This window comes from Microbacterium sp. (assembly GCF_051953575.1).
In the GTDB taxonomy this organism is placed as follows: Bacteria; Actinomycetota; Actinomycetes; order Actinomycetales; family Microbacteriaceae; genus Microbacterium.
In genome coordinates, this window is record NZ_JBQCIP010000283.1 from 1 (window position 1) to 17246 (window position 17246).

Annotated in this window: 13 protein-coding genes; 7 read left to right on the forward strand and 6 right to left on the reverse strand. The window is 71.6% G+C overall.

What is annotated here, in order from left to right; translation table 11 throughout:
- The coding region (locus tag ACTHNQ_RS17760; protein WP_440335284.1) for a cold-shock protein at positions 1-90 on the forward strand (90 nt) is incomplete at its 5' end.
- Positions 91-205: 115 nt separating this feature from the next.
- On the opposite strand, the gene ACTHNQ_RS17765 is transcribed toward ACTHNQ_RS17760, so the two are convergent.
- Positions 206-2290: a bifunctional lysylphosphatidylglycerol flippase/synthetase MprF gene (locus ACTHNQ_RS17765; protein WP_440335272.1), complete on the reverse strand. Its 2085-nt coding sequence runs from the start codon at positions 2288-2290 to the stop codon at positions 206-208.
- Between the two features lie 89 nt (positions 2291-2379).
- On the opposite strand from ACTHNQ_RS17765, the gene ACTHNQ_RS17770 reads away from it, so the two are divergent.
- Complete coding sequence (locus tag ACTHNQ_RS17770; RefSeq protein ID WP_440335273.1) at positions 2380-4191, forward strand: SLC13 family permease; 1812 nt, start codon at positions 2380-2382, stop codon at positions 4189-4191.
- A gap of 10 nt (positions 4192-4201) precedes the next feature.
- Here ACTHNQ_RS17770 and ACTHNQ_RS17775 read toward each other — a convergent pair whose 3' ends face one another.
- From ACTHNQ_RS17775 to nucS, 3 genes are read right to left on the reverse strand one after another with little or no spacing between them, the layout of a single operon-like run.
- The gene (locus ACTHNQ_RS17775; RefSeq protein ID WP_440335274.1) at positions 4202-5470 is read right to left on the reverse strand and encodes a hypothetical protein; all 1269 of its coding nucleotides are present in this window, start codon (positions 5468-5470) and stop codon (positions 4202-4204) included.
- A complete protein-coding gene (locus ACTHNQ_RS17780) occupies positions 5463-6167 on the reverse strand; it encodes an HAD hydrolase-like protein (protein WP_440335275.1) in 705 nt (234 codons plus the stop codon). The genes ACTHNQ_RS17775 and ACTHNQ_RS17780 overlap by 8 nt, the downstream gene beginning before the upstream one ends.
- 43 nt (positions 6168-6210) lie before the next feature.
- A complete protein-coding gene (gene nucS, locus ACTHNQ_RS17785; protein WP_440335276.1) occupies positions 6211-6906 on the reverse strand; it encodes an endonuclease NucS in 696 nt (231 codons plus the stop codon).
- Positions 6907-7118: 212 nt separating this feature from the next.
- Here nucS and ACTHNQ_RS17790 point away from each other — a divergent pair, with 212 nt between their 5' ends.
- Complete coding sequence (locus ACTHNQ_RS17790; RefSeq protein WP_440335277.1) at positions 7119-8432, forward strand: MinD/ParA family ATP-binding protein; 1314 nt, start codon at positions 7119-7121, stop codon at positions 8430-8432.
- A gap of 73 nt (positions 8433-8505) precedes the next feature.
- Here the strand turns inward: ACTHNQ_RS17790 and ACTHNQ_RS17795 are convergent, their stop codons facing one another.
- The gene (locus tag ACTHNQ_RS17795) at positions 8506-9729 is read right to left on the reverse strand and encodes an MFS transporter (protein WP_440335278.1); all 1224 of its coding nucleotides are present in this window, start codon (positions 9727-9729) and stop codon (positions 8506-8508) included.
- A gap of 80 nt (positions 9730-9809) precedes the next feature.
- On the opposite strand from ACTHNQ_RS17795, the gene ACTHNQ_RS17800 reads away from it, so the two are divergent.
- Positions 9810-10889, forward strand: coding sequence for a LacI family DNA-binding transcriptional regulator (locus ACTHNQ_RS17800; RefSeq protein ID WP_440335279.1), 1080 nt, complete (start codon positions 9810-9812; stop codon positions 10887-10889).
- A 12-nt stretch (positions 10890-10901) separates the two neighbouring features.
- Here ACTHNQ_RS17800 and ACTHNQ_RS17805 read toward each other — a convergent pair whose 3' ends face one another.
- Positions 10902-12467, reverse strand: a complete 1566-nt coding sequence (locus ACTHNQ_RS17805; protein ID WP_440335280.1) for a hypothetical protein — start codon at positions 12465-12467, stop codon at positions 10902-10904.
- Between the two features lie 243 nt (positions 12468-12710).
- Between ACTHNQ_RS17805 and ACTHNQ_RS17810 the strand changes: the two genes are divergently transcribed.
- From ACTHNQ_RS17810 to ACTHNQ_RS17820, 3 genes are all read left to right on the forward strand, one after another.
- On the forward strand, positions 12711-15641 hold the full coding sequence (locus ACTHNQ_RS17810) for a Na+/H+ antiporter subunit A (RefSeq protein ID WP_440335281.1): 2931 nt from the start codon (positions 12711-12713) through the stop codon (positions 15639-15641).
- Positions 15638-16255 carry a Na(+)/H(+) antiporter subunit C gene (locus ACTHNQ_RS17815; protein ID WP_440335282.1) on the forward strand — a complete coding sequence of 206 codons (618 nt, stop codon included), beginning with the start codon at positions 15638-15640 and terminating at the stop codon, positions 16253-16255. The genes ACTHNQ_RS17810 and ACTHNQ_RS17815 overlap by 4 nt, the downstream gene beginning before the upstream one ends.
- Positions 16252-17246 (forward strand): proton-conducting transporter transmembrane domain-containing protein (locus ACTHNQ_RS17820; protein ID WP_440335283.1); only part of this gene is annotated, 995 nt, incomplete at its 3' end. The genes ACTHNQ_RS17815 and ACTHNQ_RS17820, both read left to right, overlap by 4 nt.

The window sequence follows — 17246 nt, forward strand, 5'->3', positions numbered from 1 at the left end:
TACCGCTCGCTCGAGGAGAACCAGCGAGTCGAGTTCGAGATCGCCCAGGGCCCCAAGGGCCTCCAGGCTGAGAACATCCGCCCGCTCTGAGTCGAGCGGACTGATCGCCTCGTGCGATCAGTGAGCCGCGGCATCCCCCTCTCTTCAGATCGTGGATGCCGCGGCTTCGCCGTGCTCGAAGGCCACGCTGAAGTGGCCCGAGCAGTCAGCGGTCCTCCCCGCTGTCGCCGCGCACCAGCTCCAGGCCGGCGCCGGCGAACTGACGCAGTGTCGCGTCGGGCAGGAACGCGCGGGTGAGCGCTCCGCCGATGCGGGTGAGGTCGGTCTCGTCGCGGTAGAGCAGGTACATGGTCTCGTAGCGCGGGTGGAACTTCTCTTTGAAGCGGTGCAGCGACCGGAACCCGTATACGGGCTCCAGGGCGTCGGCCAGCCGATCGCTGAGCGCTGCGATCACACCCGCGTCGGGCGGGTAGTCGTGCGCGAGGGGTGCGCCCGACAGCGACATGATCTCGGCGCCCTCGTCGGAGAACAGCCGCGCCGACGAGCCGATGAGGAACTCCATCACCGGCGCGAAGCCGCCGTCGCGGCGGCGCATCAGGTCGAGCGTCCAGCCGCGCACGCGGCCGTCGCCGCCGTACACGGGCAGCCACGACAGGAACCCGTCGACATCCCCGTTCGGCGCGATCGCGAGGGCCAGCCGCACCTCGGGACTCTCGGCCTCGACGAGGGTGCCGAGGGTGAATCCCATCTCGGGAAGATCTTTGTCGCCGACCCAGAGTTCCGAGATCGCCCGCAGCTGCTGCTGCACGCCCCACGGCTCCTCTTTCAGGTGCGTCATGCGGAAGGTCATCTCTTCGCGGCCTGCCCGGTTGAGGGACGTGCGCACCGAGTTCCACCGCTTGCCGGTGAACTCCAGGCCGACCAGGTCGACGATCGTGTCGTCGGCCACCACGAGGCTGCGCCACGACGACGGCACGGCCGCCCGCGTCGCCTCGCTCGCGCTGAAGAAGCAGGGGATGAGGCCTGCGCGCTCGGCGTCGTGGATGAACTCGTCGACTGAGGCCGCACGCGTCGCCTCCGGGCCCAGCGGGTCGGCGAGGGCGAGGGCCACGCCGGCGCGACGCTGGTAGGCGACGATGCCGTCGGCCGTGCGCGCATAGGTGTTGCCCTCCCACGTCGTCATCCACGACAGGGTGCCCCCACCATTGGCGTGGAGCATGGACACGACGTCGTCGACGGTGGGTGCCGGCTGGCGCCCGATGCGCGAGCGGCGGCGCGCGCGGAAGGCGCGCCGCACCCAGACGAGGTAGATCAGCATCAGCAGCCACAGGACGCCGCTCGCGAGCGACAGCTCGGTCTCGCTGTCGATCGTCGTCTCGAGCTGACGCTCGCTGGTCAGGACGATCAGCACGACGATCAGCGCCGCCGTGAGGATGTTCAGCGCGGCCAGGACGACGGCGACGATCCACGACCACCGGCGGCCTCGACGCAGGCCGTCGGCGACGACGAGGATGACGACCGCGTCGATCGCGACGTCGATGAATCCGCCGGATGCCGGCTCGGTGGGACCGAACGGACCATCGGTGGGCACGATGAGGGTGATGACCTCGACGGCCCCGAGTACGAGCACCGCGATGAACGCGATCAGGCGCTGTTCGCGGATCGTGGTGCGGTGGATGCGCAGCGACCGGTCGACGAAGAGGACGAGCAGGACGGCCATCAGATGCTCGAGGTCCGCCACGGCGCCCCAGAACAGCATCGCGACGAAGACGGTGCCCAGCAGCACCAGCCACGCGCGCACCCGCCACGGCGCGCGGAAGAGCCCGATGGCCGCCGCGATGCACGCCATCGTTCCGCCCGAGGCCCCTACGTCGAGCGCCGCCGCCTCGGTGTTCGCCCACGCCCACGGGAACATGGCCAGCAGCCACAGCAGCAGCGCCGTCCCGCAGATCGCGAACAGCTGCCCCACCCAGTAATAAGCGAGGGCCACGCGTGAGCCGCGGCGGAACTCGAGGTACGCCATGCCGACGAAGCTGGTGATCGTGAACGCGTACACCCACGGCTGGTTCACGAAGAACGTGCCGGTGAACGGTGTCCACCAGCGACCGGCTTCGAAGGCCGGCAGCCCGTAGGCCACCAGCTCGAACACGGGCGAGTTCTCGAAGGGCCGCCACAGTCCCTGCCACACGACACCCACGACGAGGACGGCGCCGATCATGACCAGGGTCGCGGGGATCCGCGACGCCGTGGCGAGGATCCGTTTCGGCGCAGGCGTCGGAGCGTCGCTCATGCGTTCAGGGTAGCGAGACGACGGGCGCGGCCGGGGGAGCGCTGTTAAGGTGGCAGGGCATCCGGACCGTGCCGAACGAGGGGGACGCCGTGTCGCTGGATCTCGTGATCGTCCTGGTGCTGCTGGTCGCCGCCGTCGCGATGTTCGCCGTCGGCCGACCGCGCATGGATGTCGTGGCGATCCTGATGCTCGTCGCGCTGCCGTTGACCGGCATCCTCACCGTCCCCGAGACGCTCGCCGGGTTCGCCGACCCGAACGTCGTGCTGATCGCGGCGCTGTTCGTCGTCGGCGAGGGCCTGGCGCGCACGGGCGTGACCTACAGGCTGGGGGACTGGCTCGCCCGCACGGCCGGGGCGAGCACCGCCCGGCTGATCGTGCTGCTCATGCTGTCGGTCGCGATGCTGGGCGCGGTCATGAGCTCGACCGGCGTCGTCGCGATCTTCATCCCGGTCGCGCTGAGCATCGCCGCCCGCACCGGGGTGCCGGCGCGCATGCTCCTGATGCCGCTGAGCTTCGCGGGGCTGATCAGCGGAATGCTGACCCTCATCGCCACGACGCCCAACCTCGTGATCGACGCAGAGCTGCGACGTGCGGGTCTCGACGGCTTCGGGTTCTTCACCATCACGCCGTTCGGCCTCTCGGTCCTCGCGCTCGGCGTGGGGTACATGCTGTTCGCCCGCCGATTCCTCGGGGGCGACGCCGCCGGCCCCGCCGCCGCGCGGCGGACCTTCGGCAGCCTCATCGCCGACTACGGCGTCGATGCGCGAACGCACCGCTACCGGGTGGGTGCCGGATCGCCGCTGATCGGGATGCCGCTGGCCGAGCTCGAGCTGCGCCGAGGTCACCGCACGACGGTGCTGATGATCCAGCGGTCGCGGCTGTTCCGCCGCACCGTGCACCTGACCGCGGATGACGTGGTGATCGCGAGGGACGACGTGCTGTTCGCGGACGTGGACCTGTCGACGGACGACTGCCGGCGGCTGCGCCTGGAGCACCTGAGGATGACCGAGGGGTTCTTCGACGAGTATTCCAGGCAGGTGGGCCTCGCGGAGGTGCTCGTGGCGCCGGACTCCGCTGCGATCGGCCGGAGCGTGAAGCTGCTGCGCCTGAGCACCGAGCACGGGGTGGAGGCGCTCGGTGTGCGCCATCGCGCGCGCACGGTCGACGGCGACTTCGCCGACGTCCGGCTCGCCGCGGGCGACACGCTGCTGGTCACCGGTTCGTGGCAGGCGATCCAGGGCCTCGGTGGGACCGCGCGCGACTACATCCTGCTGGACCTGCCGGCCGAGTCCGCCGAGGCGGCCCCCGCGGCGAACCAGGCCGTGTTCGCGATCGGCAGCGTGCTGGTGATGGTGGTGCTGATGGTGACCGGCGTCGTTCCGAACGTCATCGCGGCGCTCATCGCGTGCCTGCTCATGGGTGTCTTCCGCTGCATCGACATGGGCAGCGCGTACCGTGCGATCCACTGGCCGACGCTGCTGCTGATCGTCGGGATGCTGCCGTTCGCGCTCGCCCTGGAACGCACCGGAGGGGTCGACCTCGTCGTCGACGGTCTGCTCGCGCTGCTCGGCGGGGCGGGGCCCACCGTGCTGCTCGGCGGCATCTTCGTGCTCACCGCCGTCATCGGCCTGTTCGTGTCGAACACGGCGACGGCCGTGCTCATGGCGCCGATCGCGATCTCGACGGCCGCCCACCTGGGGGTCTCGCCGCTCCCGTTCGCGATGATGGTGGCGCTCGCCGCATCGTCGGCGTTCATGACGCCGGTGTCGTCGCCGGTCAACACCCTCGTCGTGGAGCCCGGCCGCTACCGCTTCGTGGACTTCGTCAAGGTCGGGACGCCGTTGACGCTCATCGCCCTGGTGGTGAGCGTGCTGCTCGTCCCTCTGCTGCTCCCGCTGTGACGACCGCGGTTCAGCGGCCGGGTGACAGACGGGCGTAGTCCGCCAGCGCCTTGGCGTCTTCGGCATCCCGCAGCGCGCGTCGTGCGGCGTCGATCGCGGCGACCGGGTCGGTCGCCTGCCGCGCCTGGGCGAGCTCGTCCTGCGCGGAGAGCAGCCGGGAGCGGGCGTCGGCTCCTGCGCCGGAGTGGGCGAGGGATGCCTCGGCCTGGGCGATCGCGCTGCGAGCGGCCGCAAGGGTGCCGGGCAGGGCCGTCCGCGCACTCCGCAGCCGCTGCTGTGCCGTGCGGGCGTCACCGAGCGCCAGGTCGAGCCGGCCGCGCAGACGCGCGATCGCGTCGACCGTGCGGGTCGGCCGGCGGGCGGCATCCGACTCGACGCGGTTCAGCTCGTCCTCGATCGCGCGCAGCTCGTCGCCGAGCCGTTCGGCGTCGGCGGCCTCGAGATTCTGGCGGGTGTGAGAGGCCGAGGCGAGGGCGGCGCGCGCGGCGGCGATCTCGTCGGGCACAGCCTGTGCGGCCTGCAGCACGAGCCGGTGCGTCTCTTCGAGGTGGCGGGCGTCGGTCTCTGCCTTGCGCAGCGCCCGTTCTGCGGCGGCGAGTTCCGGGAGCGCGCTCAGTGACGGATCGGCGGCCCGAGAGGCGGCAGCGTCGAGCAGCTGCTCCGCCTCGGCGACCTCGGTCAGCGCGGCGCGGGCCGCGCGTGAGGCGCCCTGCCATTCGTCCTCGGCGAAGCGCGACGAGAGATCGGCGACGAGCGCGGCCGGATCGCCCATCCCCGCCCGCAGATCGGCCAGCCGGCGGCGCGCGGCGTCGACCTGACCGGCGGCAGACACGTTCGCGCGCACCCAGGCGCCGTGCTCGGCGCGTGCCGCGGCGACGGCCGCCAGCGCCTCGCCCGCACGACGGTCGATGCGCGCGGCGGTGCGGCCGACCTCGGACGGGAGAGCGTCCGGCGCGCTGATCGCCCGGTACTCCTCGAAGGCGTCGTCGCGCACATGCTGTGCGGTCAGCCGAGCCCGCCGCAGGGACGCCGGCGCGTCGCCGCCGTACAAGGCGCCCGACAGGCCGACCTCGAGGTCGAGCTCGCCGACCTCGTCGTCCAGGCGCACGAGCGTCGCGCCGGCGCGCTGGCGTGCCTGCTCGGCGACGGCCCGGGCCCGCGGCGCGCGGCGCGCGCGGCGCACCGCCCAGACGATGACGGCGATCGCGATCGCCGTCACGCCGAACACGACCACGGCCGGCACCAGCCAGCCGAGGATCGCCCCGGCGGGGTCAGTCATCCGCGCCCTCGGGCGCGTCTGCGGCCTCGCCGACCAGCAGCAGCGCGCGCAGCTGGTCGACGTCGTCGACGACCGCCTGAGCACCCTCGGACTCGTGCGGCCAGCTGAAACCCCACCGTACGAAGATCACGGGCACGCCGTGCTCCGCCGCGCCCTCGACATCGTGGTGACGGTCCCCGACCAGCACCGGGCGACTCGTGTCGACGCCTGCGGCCCGCAGCCGGCGGAGCGCCTCGGCGACCACGTCGGCCTTGCTGCTGAGGGTCTTCTCGTCGGGCGATGCCCCGACGATGGCGTTGAGCGAGCTCGTCAGATCGAAGTGCTCCATCAGCGCCACGACCTGCACCTCGGGCTTGGAACTGGCGGTGGCCTGCGGGATGCCGGCGGCCGCGGCATCCCGGATCAGCTCCCCGACCCCGGGGAAGAGCTTCGCGCCGGTCGTGTAGCCGTCGATCTTGTTGAGACCGCGGTAGAACCTCACGGCCTCGGTCGCCTCGTCGGGAGTCATGCCGACGTTGACCTGGAACGACTCGAACATGGGCGGCCCGATCCAGTGCACGAGCTCGGCGCGGGTGGGAGGCCGCTTGCCGAAGTGCTCCAGCGCGATGGTCAGGCGGCGCAGGATCCCGTCGGAGGCGTCGACGATGGTCCCGTCGACATCCCACAGGATGCAGGTCCACGCAGATCGGGTCGGCATGCCCTCCAGCCTATGGGAGCGACGACCCGCGACCCGGGCGGCCTCAGAAGAGGCGGGGAGCCCCCGATTCGATGCCCTTCATGCCTTCGTAGTCGAGCGTGACGCACCGGATGCCGCGATCCGCCGCCAGCACCTTCGCCTGCGGCTTGATCTCCTGTGCGGCGAAGACGCCGGTAACCGGCGCCAGGTGCGGGTCGCGCCCGAGCAGCTCGAGGTAGCGGGTGAGCTGCTCCACGCCGTCGATGTCGCCGCGGCGCTTGACCTCGACGGCGATCGTGCCGCCCGCAGGGTCGCGCAGCAGCAGGTCGACCGGGCCGATCGCGGTGGGGAACTCGCGCCGCACGAGCGTCAGGTTCTCGCCGATCACGTCGACCTGCTCCGCCAGCAGACGCTGCAGGTCGGCCTCGACGCCGTCCTTCTGCAGGCCCGGGTCGATGCCGAGCTCGTGTGACGAGTCGTGCAGCACCTCATAGATGCGCACGAGCAGCGCGTCACCCGTCTTGGCGTGGGTCACGCGCCAGTGCTCGATGACGCCCGCTGACGCGGACTCGTCGTCGGGCAGCTCGACGTCCAGGCGGCACGGCGGACTCATCCAGTTGAGCGGCTTGTACGAGCCGCCGTCGGAATGCACCAGGAGCGAGCCGTCGCCCTTGTGCACCAGCAGGCGTGTCGCCAGTGGCAGGTGGGCGTTGAGCCGCCCGGTGTAATCGACGGAGCAGCGGGCGATGACGAGACGCACCTGAAGAGCCTAGCCGGGGCGGTGACCCGTCGGACGGCCCTGTCGGCCGCGCCTCAGCCAGCCCGCAGACTCGTCCGATAGCGTAAGGCTCCGTGTCGCATCAGCGACGACGGTCGACGCTGCGATCCTGACGGATCGATGAGCCCGTCACCGCCCCCATCTGCCGCGGGCGCCCCACTCCCGCCGTCCCCACATCGCCCGGAGAAGAACCGATGAACGCACGTCTGCCCGATGCGACCGTCCACATCCTGTCCAGCACCGTCGCCGAGCTCCACGTCGGCAGCGACGTCGCCGAGGTCGTCGCGCCCGACAGCCTCGCCCTGCGGGACCGGGTCGTGGAAGAGATCCGTCAGCTGGCGGCATCCGCCGGTGAGCCCGCGCACGCGACCCTCGTCGAGGGCTCGTCGCGCTGGCCGCTCGTCGTGCACCCGGACGGAACGTTCGCCGAGGAGCTCGAGGCCGCGGCGGTCGTGCCCGAGGATGTCACCGATGCCGCGGCGCCCGCGCCGTCCGTGACCGCGCCGACCCCGGTGTCTGCGGCGGCGGCTGCGGTGTCTCCGGCCACGGCGCCGCCCGCTCCCGAGCCCGAGGCGCGTCCGACGGTGCAGGATCTGCTCGACTCGCGCGGCGGCGGCGCCCGCCCTCGCGCGACCGAGGGCTGGCAGGGGGCGGTTCGCCGCGCCACCGGCGGCCTGATCTCACCCGCTCCCGGCCGTGCCGAGCGGTCGCGCCTCGATCGCGAGAAGCGCGTCCAGCGTCGACTGGACGCCCCGCGCACGATCGTCGTGCTGAACCCGAAGGGCGGCGCGCACAAGACCACGAGCACGCTGCTGCTCGCCGCGACGTTCGGCACGCTGCGCGGCGGCGCGACCCTCGCGTGGGACAACAACGAGACGCGTGGCACGCTCGGCTGGCGCGCGCAGAACGCGCCGCACCACCGCACGGCGGTGGACCTGCTCGAAGAGCTCGACGAGTCCTCGAACTTCCGCGGCTCGAGCCTCGCAGCGCTCGACCACTACGTGCGCACCCAGGTCGACGCCCGCTTCGACGTGCTCGCCTCGGACGAGGACGCCGCCGCATCCTCGACCATCGACTCGGCCGCCTTCGATCGCCTTCACGGGCTGCTGCGCCGCTACTACCGCCTGATGATCGTCGACACCGGCAACAACATGCGCGCCTCGAACTGGGTGGCCGCGGTCGCCGCCGCCGACCAGCTCGTCATCGTGTCGACGGTCCGCGAAGACACCGCGGCCAGCGCCGCCTGGCTGCTCGACGGCCTGCGCGAGAAGGGCTTCGGCCGCAAGATCGACGAGGCGGTCACGGTGCTGACCGCGCCTTCGTCGCGGCCCGACCGCGCGCTCGAGGCGCGACTGGCGCAGCACTTCGAGCAGGTGACCTCGGCCGTCGTGAAGGCGCCGTTCGACCCGTCGCTCGTCGACGGAGGTCCCATCGACTTCGAGGCGCTCGCGCCCGAGACGCGCGACGCATGGCTCACCGTCGCGGCGACGGTGGCCGACCGGCTCTGATCGGCGCTGACCGGCTCTGCTCGGCGGCATCCCTCCCATCCCAGGAAGGGATGCCGCGACGCCGGGCGGCCGGTCAGTGGTGCCCGGCGCCCACCTTCGAGCCCGCGATCGGCTTGGCGGCGCCTGAGGCGAGGCCCGACATCGCGATGAGGCCGACGATGATCCACAGGGTGGGCAGGATGCCGATCTGGTGGCTGATCCAGCCGAGCACCGGCGGGCCGCACAGGAACGCGAGGTAGCCGATGGTCGCCGCGGCCGACACCGAGGCCGCGGCCTTCTTCGGGTCGTCGGCGGCCGCCGACATGCCGAGCGGGAAGCCGAGCGACGCACCGGCGCCCCACAGTGCGATGCCGACGAACGCGATCGGCAGCGTCGGCGCGAGGATGAATGTGATGAGGCCCACGCCGGCGGCGACCGAGAGGATGCGCAGCGTCCACACGCGGCCGATGCGGTCGACGAGCGGACCGCCCAGGACGCGGAACACCGTCATCGCGATGGAGAACACCGTGAGCGCGATGGCGCCGACGGCGTCGGTCTGGCCGTGGCCGTCGACCATCGCGATCGTCAGCCAGTCGTTCGCGCTGCCCTCGGCGAACGCCATGCCGAGCATGATGGCGCCGATGGCGTAGGTGCGGGGGTCGCGCCACACCGAGAGCAGCTCGGCGAAGCGCTCCCGCCGCGAGACGGTCGTCGCGGGATCGTCGTGGACGATCTCGCGCGTCGGGACCGCGGTGAGCGAGAGCAGTCCCGCGATGAGGACGAGCGCGCCGGCGCCCCACAGGTGCCATGCGACGCCGACGTTCCACGCGGCCATCGCGATGCCGATGCCGGCGCCGGCGACGGTGCCGAAGCTGAAGAAGGCGTGGAACAGCGGCATGAGCGTCTTCTCGAAGGACTGCTCGACCGCCGCGGCTTCGACGTTCATCATGACGTCCGTCGCGCTCATGCCGATGCCCAGCAGCACCATGGCGACGCAGACGACGGCGTAGGACTGCAGGAACTGCACACCGAGGCCGGCGACCAGCCCGCCCGCCGAGAAGGTGATGATGGTCGCGAACATTCCGCGGCGCGCGCCCCAGCGCGCGACGATCACGTTGGCGAGCGAGAGGCCGACGATGGATGCCGCCCCGCTGACGAACAGGAGCACGCCGAGCTGCAGGTCGTTGATGCCGAGGTCGGCCTTGACGGCCGGCAGACGCGACGCCCATGACGCGAAGCCGAGCCCGGTGATGAAGAAGATCGTGAAGATCGCGGCACGCCAGCGCACAAGCTGGGTACGGGTGAGCGCGGTGTCCATCCGGACACTCTAGCGAATCGATTCGACATCGACCGAATCGATTCGACGGGCTGCGGGGCAGGGGCTACGATCATCTCGACATGAGCCGTCAGGACCCCGGCGTGCGCCGCGCCACGATCTCGGACGTCGCCCGCGAGGCCGGCGTCTCGCCGTCGACGGCGTCGGTCGTTTTCAGCGGTAAGACGCCGGTGTCGGATGCCACCCGCCGACGCGTGCTGGACGCCGCGGCCTCGCTCGGCTACACGGGGCCGGATCCGCGCGCCGCCTCGCTGCGCCGCGGCCGATCGGGCATCGTCGGCGTCGTCTTCGAGGAGCACCTCGGACGGGCGTTCCTCGACCCGGTCAAGACGCTCATGATGGACGGCCTCGCCGACGCCGTCACGCCGCTCGGCGCAGGACTGCTGCTGCTGCGCGACCACGAGCCCGCGGTCTCCGACGCCCCGCCCGCCACCGGTCCTTCGCTCACCACGGCGCCGCTCGACGCCGCCGTGCTCATCGGCTGCAGCGGCATGCTGCGCGAGTCGCTCGAGACGGTGAAGGCGCGCGGCATCCCGGTGGTCGTCATCGAGGGCGACGCCGGCGACGACGTGCCCCGCATCGATCTCGACAACCGCGAGGCGCAGCGGCAGCTCGCGAGCCACCTGCGTGCGCTCGGTCACCGCCGTGCCGCCGTCGTGTCGCTTCCGCCGCGCGCCGACTGGCAGCACGGCTGGCTCGGCGACGCCGCCGCGATCACGGTGGACGTGACGCGGGAACGCCTGGCGGGCGTGCTGGACGTGTTCCCGGATGCCACCACCTACGCCGCGGCCGGCAGCTTCATCGACGAGGGGCTCGCCGCCGGCCGCGAGATCTTCGCGGACCCGGACCGCCGCCCGACCGCGGTGCTCGCCCAGAGCGACCTGCTCGCCGCGGGCGTCATCCGCGCCGCGGAGGAGGCGGGGCTGCGCGTGCCCCAGGACGTCAGCGTGACCGGGTTCGACGGGATCGTCGTGGACGGGCTCGCGCCCTACGAGCTCACGACGGCCGTGCAGCCGGCGACCGACAAGGGGCGCGCCGCGGGGGCCGCCGTGGCCGCGATGCTGGAGGGCCGGCCGGCGGCATCCATCCGCTTCACCTGCACATTCCGCGAGGGGAATACCACGGGTCCCGCGCCCGAGTAGGGCGAGGCCGCGTCAGGAGCGGAGCGGGCCTATCGGCAGCGGATGGTCGCCGAAATCGGCGATCGTGTAGCGACCGCACGCCGTGATGGCGGCGTCGGCCATGCTGACGCCCGGGGGCAGCTCGAACGCGGGGGACTGGGCGTCGGTGACGAGGAAGGTCACCTCGCCCACCGCGAAGTCGTCGCGGTTCACGAGCCACGCGTAGCCCCGCAGCTGATGGTCGACCTGCACGAGGCCGCGGGGGTCGGCGAGGTGCGTCTTCGGGAGCCGGACGGTCCAGAACTGCCCCGCCCCGGTGCGACCCGAGTCCTCGGCCCACTGAACCACGCACTCCAGGTCACGGTCGGGCGCGTTCGCCGCGGCGACGAGCGGCGGGATGCCGAGACCGACCGCGGCGACCAGCGCGACCGCGGCCGCGCCGATGGCCGCGAGGGGCCGCGCCTCCGGCAGGCGCCGGGGCAGGAGGTCGGGCAGCACGACGAGCCCGAGGAGCGGAGCGAACAGGGCCGGCTGAAGATACCGGGCGGCGTGGGTGCCGAGGGCGATCGCACCCACCACGACGAGGAGTGGCATCACCCAGCCGCAGACGGCCACGACGGCTGCGCCCGCGTCACGGCGACGAGCCAGCTGGACGCTGGCCGCGATGCTCCAGACCCACAGGGCGAACATCGCGACAACGGATGCCGCGCCCCAGGGAGCCGCCCAGTGGCCGGCGAGGAGAGCGCCGTAGTAGTCCAGCGATGCGAGCCACTGCGACGGATCGATGTAGCCCGCGCCTGTGTTGGCGATGAGCCCTGCCAGCGGCATCCGTCCCACGTAGCCGATGAGTGACCCGAGCAGGAGCGCGGCCGCGAGCCACCATGCCGCACGGCGTCGCACACCCACCACGACGAGCACGATCCCGAGCGGGACGGTCGCCCACGCGGCGAAGAGCGGATTGGTGAGGACGGATGCCGCGGCCACCAGTCCGAGGCCCGTCAGGGCGACCCACGACGGCCGCGTTCCACGTGAAACATCGGGTGCGGCGCCGGGGTGGTCGAGCGCGCGACGGGCGAGGCCGACGGCGAGCACCGCACCGACGACGGTGGCGCTGTAGTACGTGGTCGTGACGAGCAGCGACGCGAGTTCGAGGGCGTCGCGCGAGGGCGACCACTCCGTCGCCGCGAGCAGTCCGAACGCTCCGAGGGCGAGCAGCGCGCCGGCGATGGGAGCGCGGACGCGCGCCGTTCGGCCCGCCGCCACCCGCAGCGCGCCGTACAGCGCGAGGAGGTTCACCACCCCGGCGAGGGCGAGCGTGCCGTCGACAGCCCACCCCACCAGCGAGAGCAGCCAGAGCACGGCGATCTCGGGGATGAAGAGCACTGACGACATCGCCCAGTCCTGCGGCTGCCCAACGGCGAGCGAGTGCAGGACGAGCGTCGTGACCATCGAGTCGCCGTCGCGGAAGAGCAGCTCCGACCGCGGGGTCGAGGCGACTGCGGCGACCACCGCGATCGCGATGGCGGCGGCCACGGCCCAGCCGAGCAGCTCGCGGACGCCGCGAGAGGGCCCGCGCCGCCCCGTCTCAGTGCCGCTCACCCTGACACTCTCGCACGGCCCGGTGCGGCATCCGTTCCTCGAACGGGGATGCGGGCCGCGCTGAGGAGCGCGGCTCCTCGACCGAGGGCTCCGGAGGCGCGAGGCCGGGATCGAGCGACCGAATCGCCGCGGCGGGCCGCTCGGCATGCGTGCCGCCCGTAGAATGGACGAAGACACCCCGATCGCCATGGTCCGCCGTCCTGCCTGGACGCCTGTCGGCCGACGACCCCGAGGAGGCCTTGGATGCTCCTCGTGCTCGGCGCGTTCGCGGTGGTGCCGCTTCTTCTGCCGTGGATCGTGTCGCGCATCGGCGCACGGGCGTTCTACCTCGCGGCGATCCTGCCGATCGCGGGCTTCGTGCACGCGGCGATGCTCACGCCCGTCGTGCTCGCGGGCGATATTCCGTTCGAGACATACGCCTGGATCCCGTCCCTTCACATCGACCTGTCGATGCGGATGGACACCCTGTCGTGGCTCATGACGCTCGTCGTCACCGGGGTCGGCGCGCTCGTGCTGATCTACTGCCGCTGGTACTTCCGGGGCAAGCGCGAGAACCTCGGCCAGTTCGCCGCCGTGCTGCTGGCGTTCGCCGGCGCGATGTACGGGCTGGTGCTCACCGACGACCTCGTCGTGCTCGTGATGTTCTGGGAGATCACGAGCGTCCTGTCGTACCTGCTCATCGGCTACTACAACAAGCGCGCGGCGAGTCGTCGTGCCGCCCTGCAGGCGCTTCTGGTCACAACGCTCGGCGGCCTCGTGATGCTGATCGGCGTCGTGCTGCTCGTCGTCGAGGCGGGCACGTCGAGCATCTCGCGGATCCTGGCCGAGGCGCCGACCGGCGCGGTCGTCGACGCGGCGCTGATCATGATCCTCGTCGGCGCGCTCAGCAAGTCGGCGATCTTCCCCTTCCACTTCTGGCTGCCCGGCGCGATGGCCGCCCCCACGCCGGTCAGCGCGTACCTCCACGCGGCCGCGATGGTGAAGGCGGGCATCTACCTCATCGCGCGCTTCGCACCGGTGTTCGCGATCGCACCGCCCTGGCGGCCGATCGTGGTCGCGCTCGGCGTGTTCACGATGCTCCTCGGCGGGTTCCAGGCGCTGCGCGAGACCGACCTGAAGCGCGTGCTCGCCTTCGGCACGGTGAGCCAGCTCGGCATGCTGACGGTGGTGCTCGGGTACGGGACGAGGGATGCCGCCCTCGCGGGCCTCGCGCTGCTGCTCAGCCATGCGCTCTTCAAGTCGGCGCTGTTCCTCGTCGTCGGCGTCATCGACCGGCAGCTGTCGACCCGTGACCTGACCGAGCTCTCGGGCGTGGGACGCCAGGCCCCGGTCATGGCGACCTTCTCGATCGTCGCCGTGGCCTCGATGGTCGGCGTCATCCCCACGATCGGCTTCGTGGCGAAAGAAGGCGCCCTGGCCGCCCTCCTCGACGAGGCGATGGGCGGCGCGGTGTGGGGCATCGTCGCGGTGGCGGGCATCAGCCTGGGATCGGTGCTCACCGCGGGCTACGGCATCCGGTTCCTCTGGGGCGCGTTCGCGACCAAGCGGGATGCCGCGGGCGACCGGCTGCCCGACACGGAGTGGCCCGACCCGCCGATGGGCTTCCTGGTGGCTCCCCTCGTGCTGTCGGGGCTCACGCTCGTCGCGGGGTTCGCGGCGCCGTGGCTCGACAAGGTGTTCACGCCGTACGCCGACACGGCGCCGCTGTCGACGCCCGGTGTCCCCGTACCCGAGCATGGCGCGCACCTCGCGCTGTGGCACGGACTCGAGCCGGCCCTGTGGATCTCGCTCGCCTCGATCGTGCTCGGCGCGGTCGCGTTCTGGCTGACCCGCGGCTGGCGGCCCGCGAAGCGCCTGCTGCCGTTCACCGCCGCCGACGCGTACAACGGCACACTGCGCGTCATCGCGCGCATGTCGGTCGTCACCACGGGACTCACCCAGCGCGGCTCGCTGCCCGTGTACGTCGGCACGATCTTCGTCGTCTTCGTGGCCGCCGAGGCGACGGCCCTGCTCGCGAGCGACGAGTGGCGCGCGCAGCTCGACGCCTTCCAGACCCCGATGCAGCTGTTCGTGGCACCGCTCATGATCGCCGCGGGACTCATCGCGATCCGCGCCCGCAAGCGGTACACCGGCGTCGTGCTGGTGTCGGTGACCGGCCTCGGCATGGTGCTGCTCTTCGCCACGAGCGGCGCGCCCGACCTCGCGCTCACCCAGATCCTCGTCGAGACCGTGACGCTGGTGGCCTTCGCCCTCGTGCTGCGGCGCATCCCGTCCCGCATGGGGGAGCACAACGCGTCGGTGTGGCCGGTGGCCCGGGCCGTGCTGGGCGCGGCCGTCGGCATCACGATGGCGCTCGTCGCGATCGTGGCCACGAGCGCCCGCGTCGAGAAGCCGATCTCGGATCGCTTCCCCCAGCTCGCCTACGAGCTCGGTCACGGCAAGAACGTCGTCAACGTGGCGCTCGTCGACCTGCGCGGCTGGGACACCATGGGCGAGCTCTCGGTGCTGATCCTCGCGGCGACGGGTGTGGCATCCCTCGTCTTCGTCACGCACCGCGCCGACACGCTCTCTCGCGCCATCTCGTCGCTGCCGACGGACGCCATCCGCACCCGCCGGCCACTCGTCGAGACCGATGAGGGCGTCAAGCCGCGCGGCACCGGCGGCGGGCCCATGGCGTGGCTCGTCGGAGGCCAGCGGGTGCGGCCCGAGAACCGCTCGATCATGCTCGAGGTGATCGTGCGGATCCTGTTCCACACGATCATCATCGTGTCGCTCTACCTGCTGTTCGCCGGTCACAACCTCCCGGGCGGCGGCTTCGCCGGCGGCCTCGTCGCCGGCATGGCCCTGGTCATGCGGTACATCGCGGGCGGACGCTACGAGCTCGGCGCCGCCGCGCCCACCGACGCCGGGCGCCTGCTGGGCACCGGCATGACGATCGCCGTCGCCTGCGCTGTGGTGCCGGTGTTCTTCGGCGACCAGCCCCTCACGAGCTATTTCTGGGACGCCGACCTTCCGGTGCTCGGTCATGTCGAGTTCGTCACCTCCACGCTGTTCGACATCGGCGTCTACCTCGTCGTCATCGGCCTCGTGCTCGACGTGCTGCGCAGCCTCGGCGCCGAGGTCGACCGGCAGGCCCACGAGGCGCGCGAGCAGGCGGGGGTGAGCGTGCCGTGAACGTGTCGCTCATCCTCATCATCGTGATGGCCGTGCTCTTCGCGTGCGGCGTCTACGCGATGCTCGAACGCAGCCTGACGCGCGTGCTCATCGGCTTCCTGCTGCTGGGCAACGCGACCAACCTGCTGCTGCTCATCGTCATGGGCGCCCCCGGGGTTGCGCCCTTCTTCGGGGCCGCGAAGGACGTCGACGACATGTCGGACCCGCTGCCCCAGGCGCTCACGCTGACGGCCATCGTCATCACGTTCGCCGTCTCGGCGTTCCTGCTCGCCCTCATCTACCGTTCGTGGCAGCTGGGCCAGGCCGACACCGTCACCGACGACGAGGCCGACATCGAGGTCCGCGCGCGCGGCGCGCTCGCCGAGGACGCCATCGACGAAGAGACCGAGATCGAGGACGCCGACGACGAGACCACCACGGACTTCGTCGGCACCGCCACGGCGCCCATCACGATCCTCGGTGCGCGGGACTTCGCGGGGCTCCGCGACGACGCCCCCGTCGACCGTCCCGAACAGGGCGGGGGATCGGATGCCGCCACCAGGGCCGCGACCGACACGAAGGGCGACGGCATCCATTCCGATGACGGCATGCACGACGAGAGGGGTGACGAATGAGTCTGACGACCATCGCGCCCGCCCTCGTGCCGCTGCTGGTGACGCTGCCACTGCTGGGCGCTGCGATCGCGCTCATCGCCGGTCGTCACCGTCGCACCCAGGTCGTGGTGTCGGTCGTGACGCTGACCGCCGTGCTCGTCATCGCCGCGATCCTGCTGTACGTCGTCGACACGGGCGACAAGCCGATCGCCGTGTCGGTGGGCGGGTGGCCGATCCCGTTCGGCATCGTGCTGTACGTCGACCGGCTGTCTGCCCTGCTCGTGGTGGTGTCGAGCATCGTGCTGCTCGCGGTCCTGCTGTTCTCGATCGGCCAGGGCGCCGCCGACGGCGACGACGACACGCCGGTCTCGATCTTCCACCCGTCGTACCTCATCCTCGGCGCGGGCATCTTCAACGCGTTCATCGCGGGCGACCTCTTCAACCTCTACGTCGGCTTCGAGATCCTGCTCGTCGCGTCGTACGTGCTCATCACCCTCGGGTCGACCGAGTCGCGCATCCGCACCGGCGTCGTCTACATCGTGGTCTCGCTGGTGTCGTCGATCCTGTTCCTCGCGGCCATCGCGATGATCTACGGTGCGCTCGGGACCGTCAACATGGTCCAGATCTCAGAGCGCATGGGCGAGCTGCCGCAGCAGACCCAGCTCGTGCTGCACCTGATGCTGCTGCTGGCGTTCAGCATCAAGGCCGCCGTCTTCCCGCTGTCGTTCTGGCTGCCGGACTCGTACCCGACCGCGCCCGCGCCGGTCACCGCGGTGTTCGCAGGCCTGCTCACCAAGGTCGGCGTGTACGCGATCATCCGCACCGAGACCGAGATGTTCCTCGACAACGACGTCAACATGCTGCTGATGTTCGTCGCGCTCGCGACGATGATCGTCGGCGTGCTCGGCGCGGTGGCGCAGGCCGAGCTCAAACGCATCCTGTCGTTCACGCTCGTGAGCCACATCGGCTACATGATCTTCGGCCTCGCGATCGCGACGCCCGCCGCGATCGG

Excerpts from the sequence above, each read along its gene's own strand:
- ACTHNQ_RS17765 (WP_440335272.1), bottom strand. The coding sequence starts at position 2,290 with ATGAGCGACGCTCCGACGCCTGCGCCGAAACGGATCCTCGCCACGGCG.
- ACTHNQ_RS17775 (WP_440335274.1), bottom strand. The coding sequence starts at position 5,470 with ATGACTGACCCCGCCGGGGCGATCCTCGGCTGGCTGGTGCCGGCCGTG.
- ACTHNQ_RS17780 (WP_440335275.1), bottom strand. The coding sequence starts at position 6,167 with ATGCCGACCCGATCTGCGTGGACCTGCATCCTGTGGGATGTCGACGGG.
- ACTHNQ_RS17790 (WP_440335277.1), top strand. The coding sequence starts at position 7,119 with ATGAACGCACGTCTGCCCGATGCGACCGTCCACATCCTGTCCAGCACC.
- ACTHNQ_RS17795 (WP_440335278.1), bottom strand. The coding sequence starts at position 9,729 with ATGGACACCGCGCTCACCCGTACCCAGCTTGTGCGCTGGCGTGCCGCG.
- ACTHNQ_RS17800 (WP_440335279.1), top strand. The coding sequence starts at position 9,810 with ATGAGCCGTCAGGACCCCGGCGTGCGCCGCGCCACGATCTCGGACGTC.
- ACTHNQ_RS17810 (WP_440335281.1), top strand. The coding sequence starts at position 12,711 with ATGCTCCTCGTGCTCGGCGCGTTCGCGGTGGTGCCGCTTCTTCTGCCG.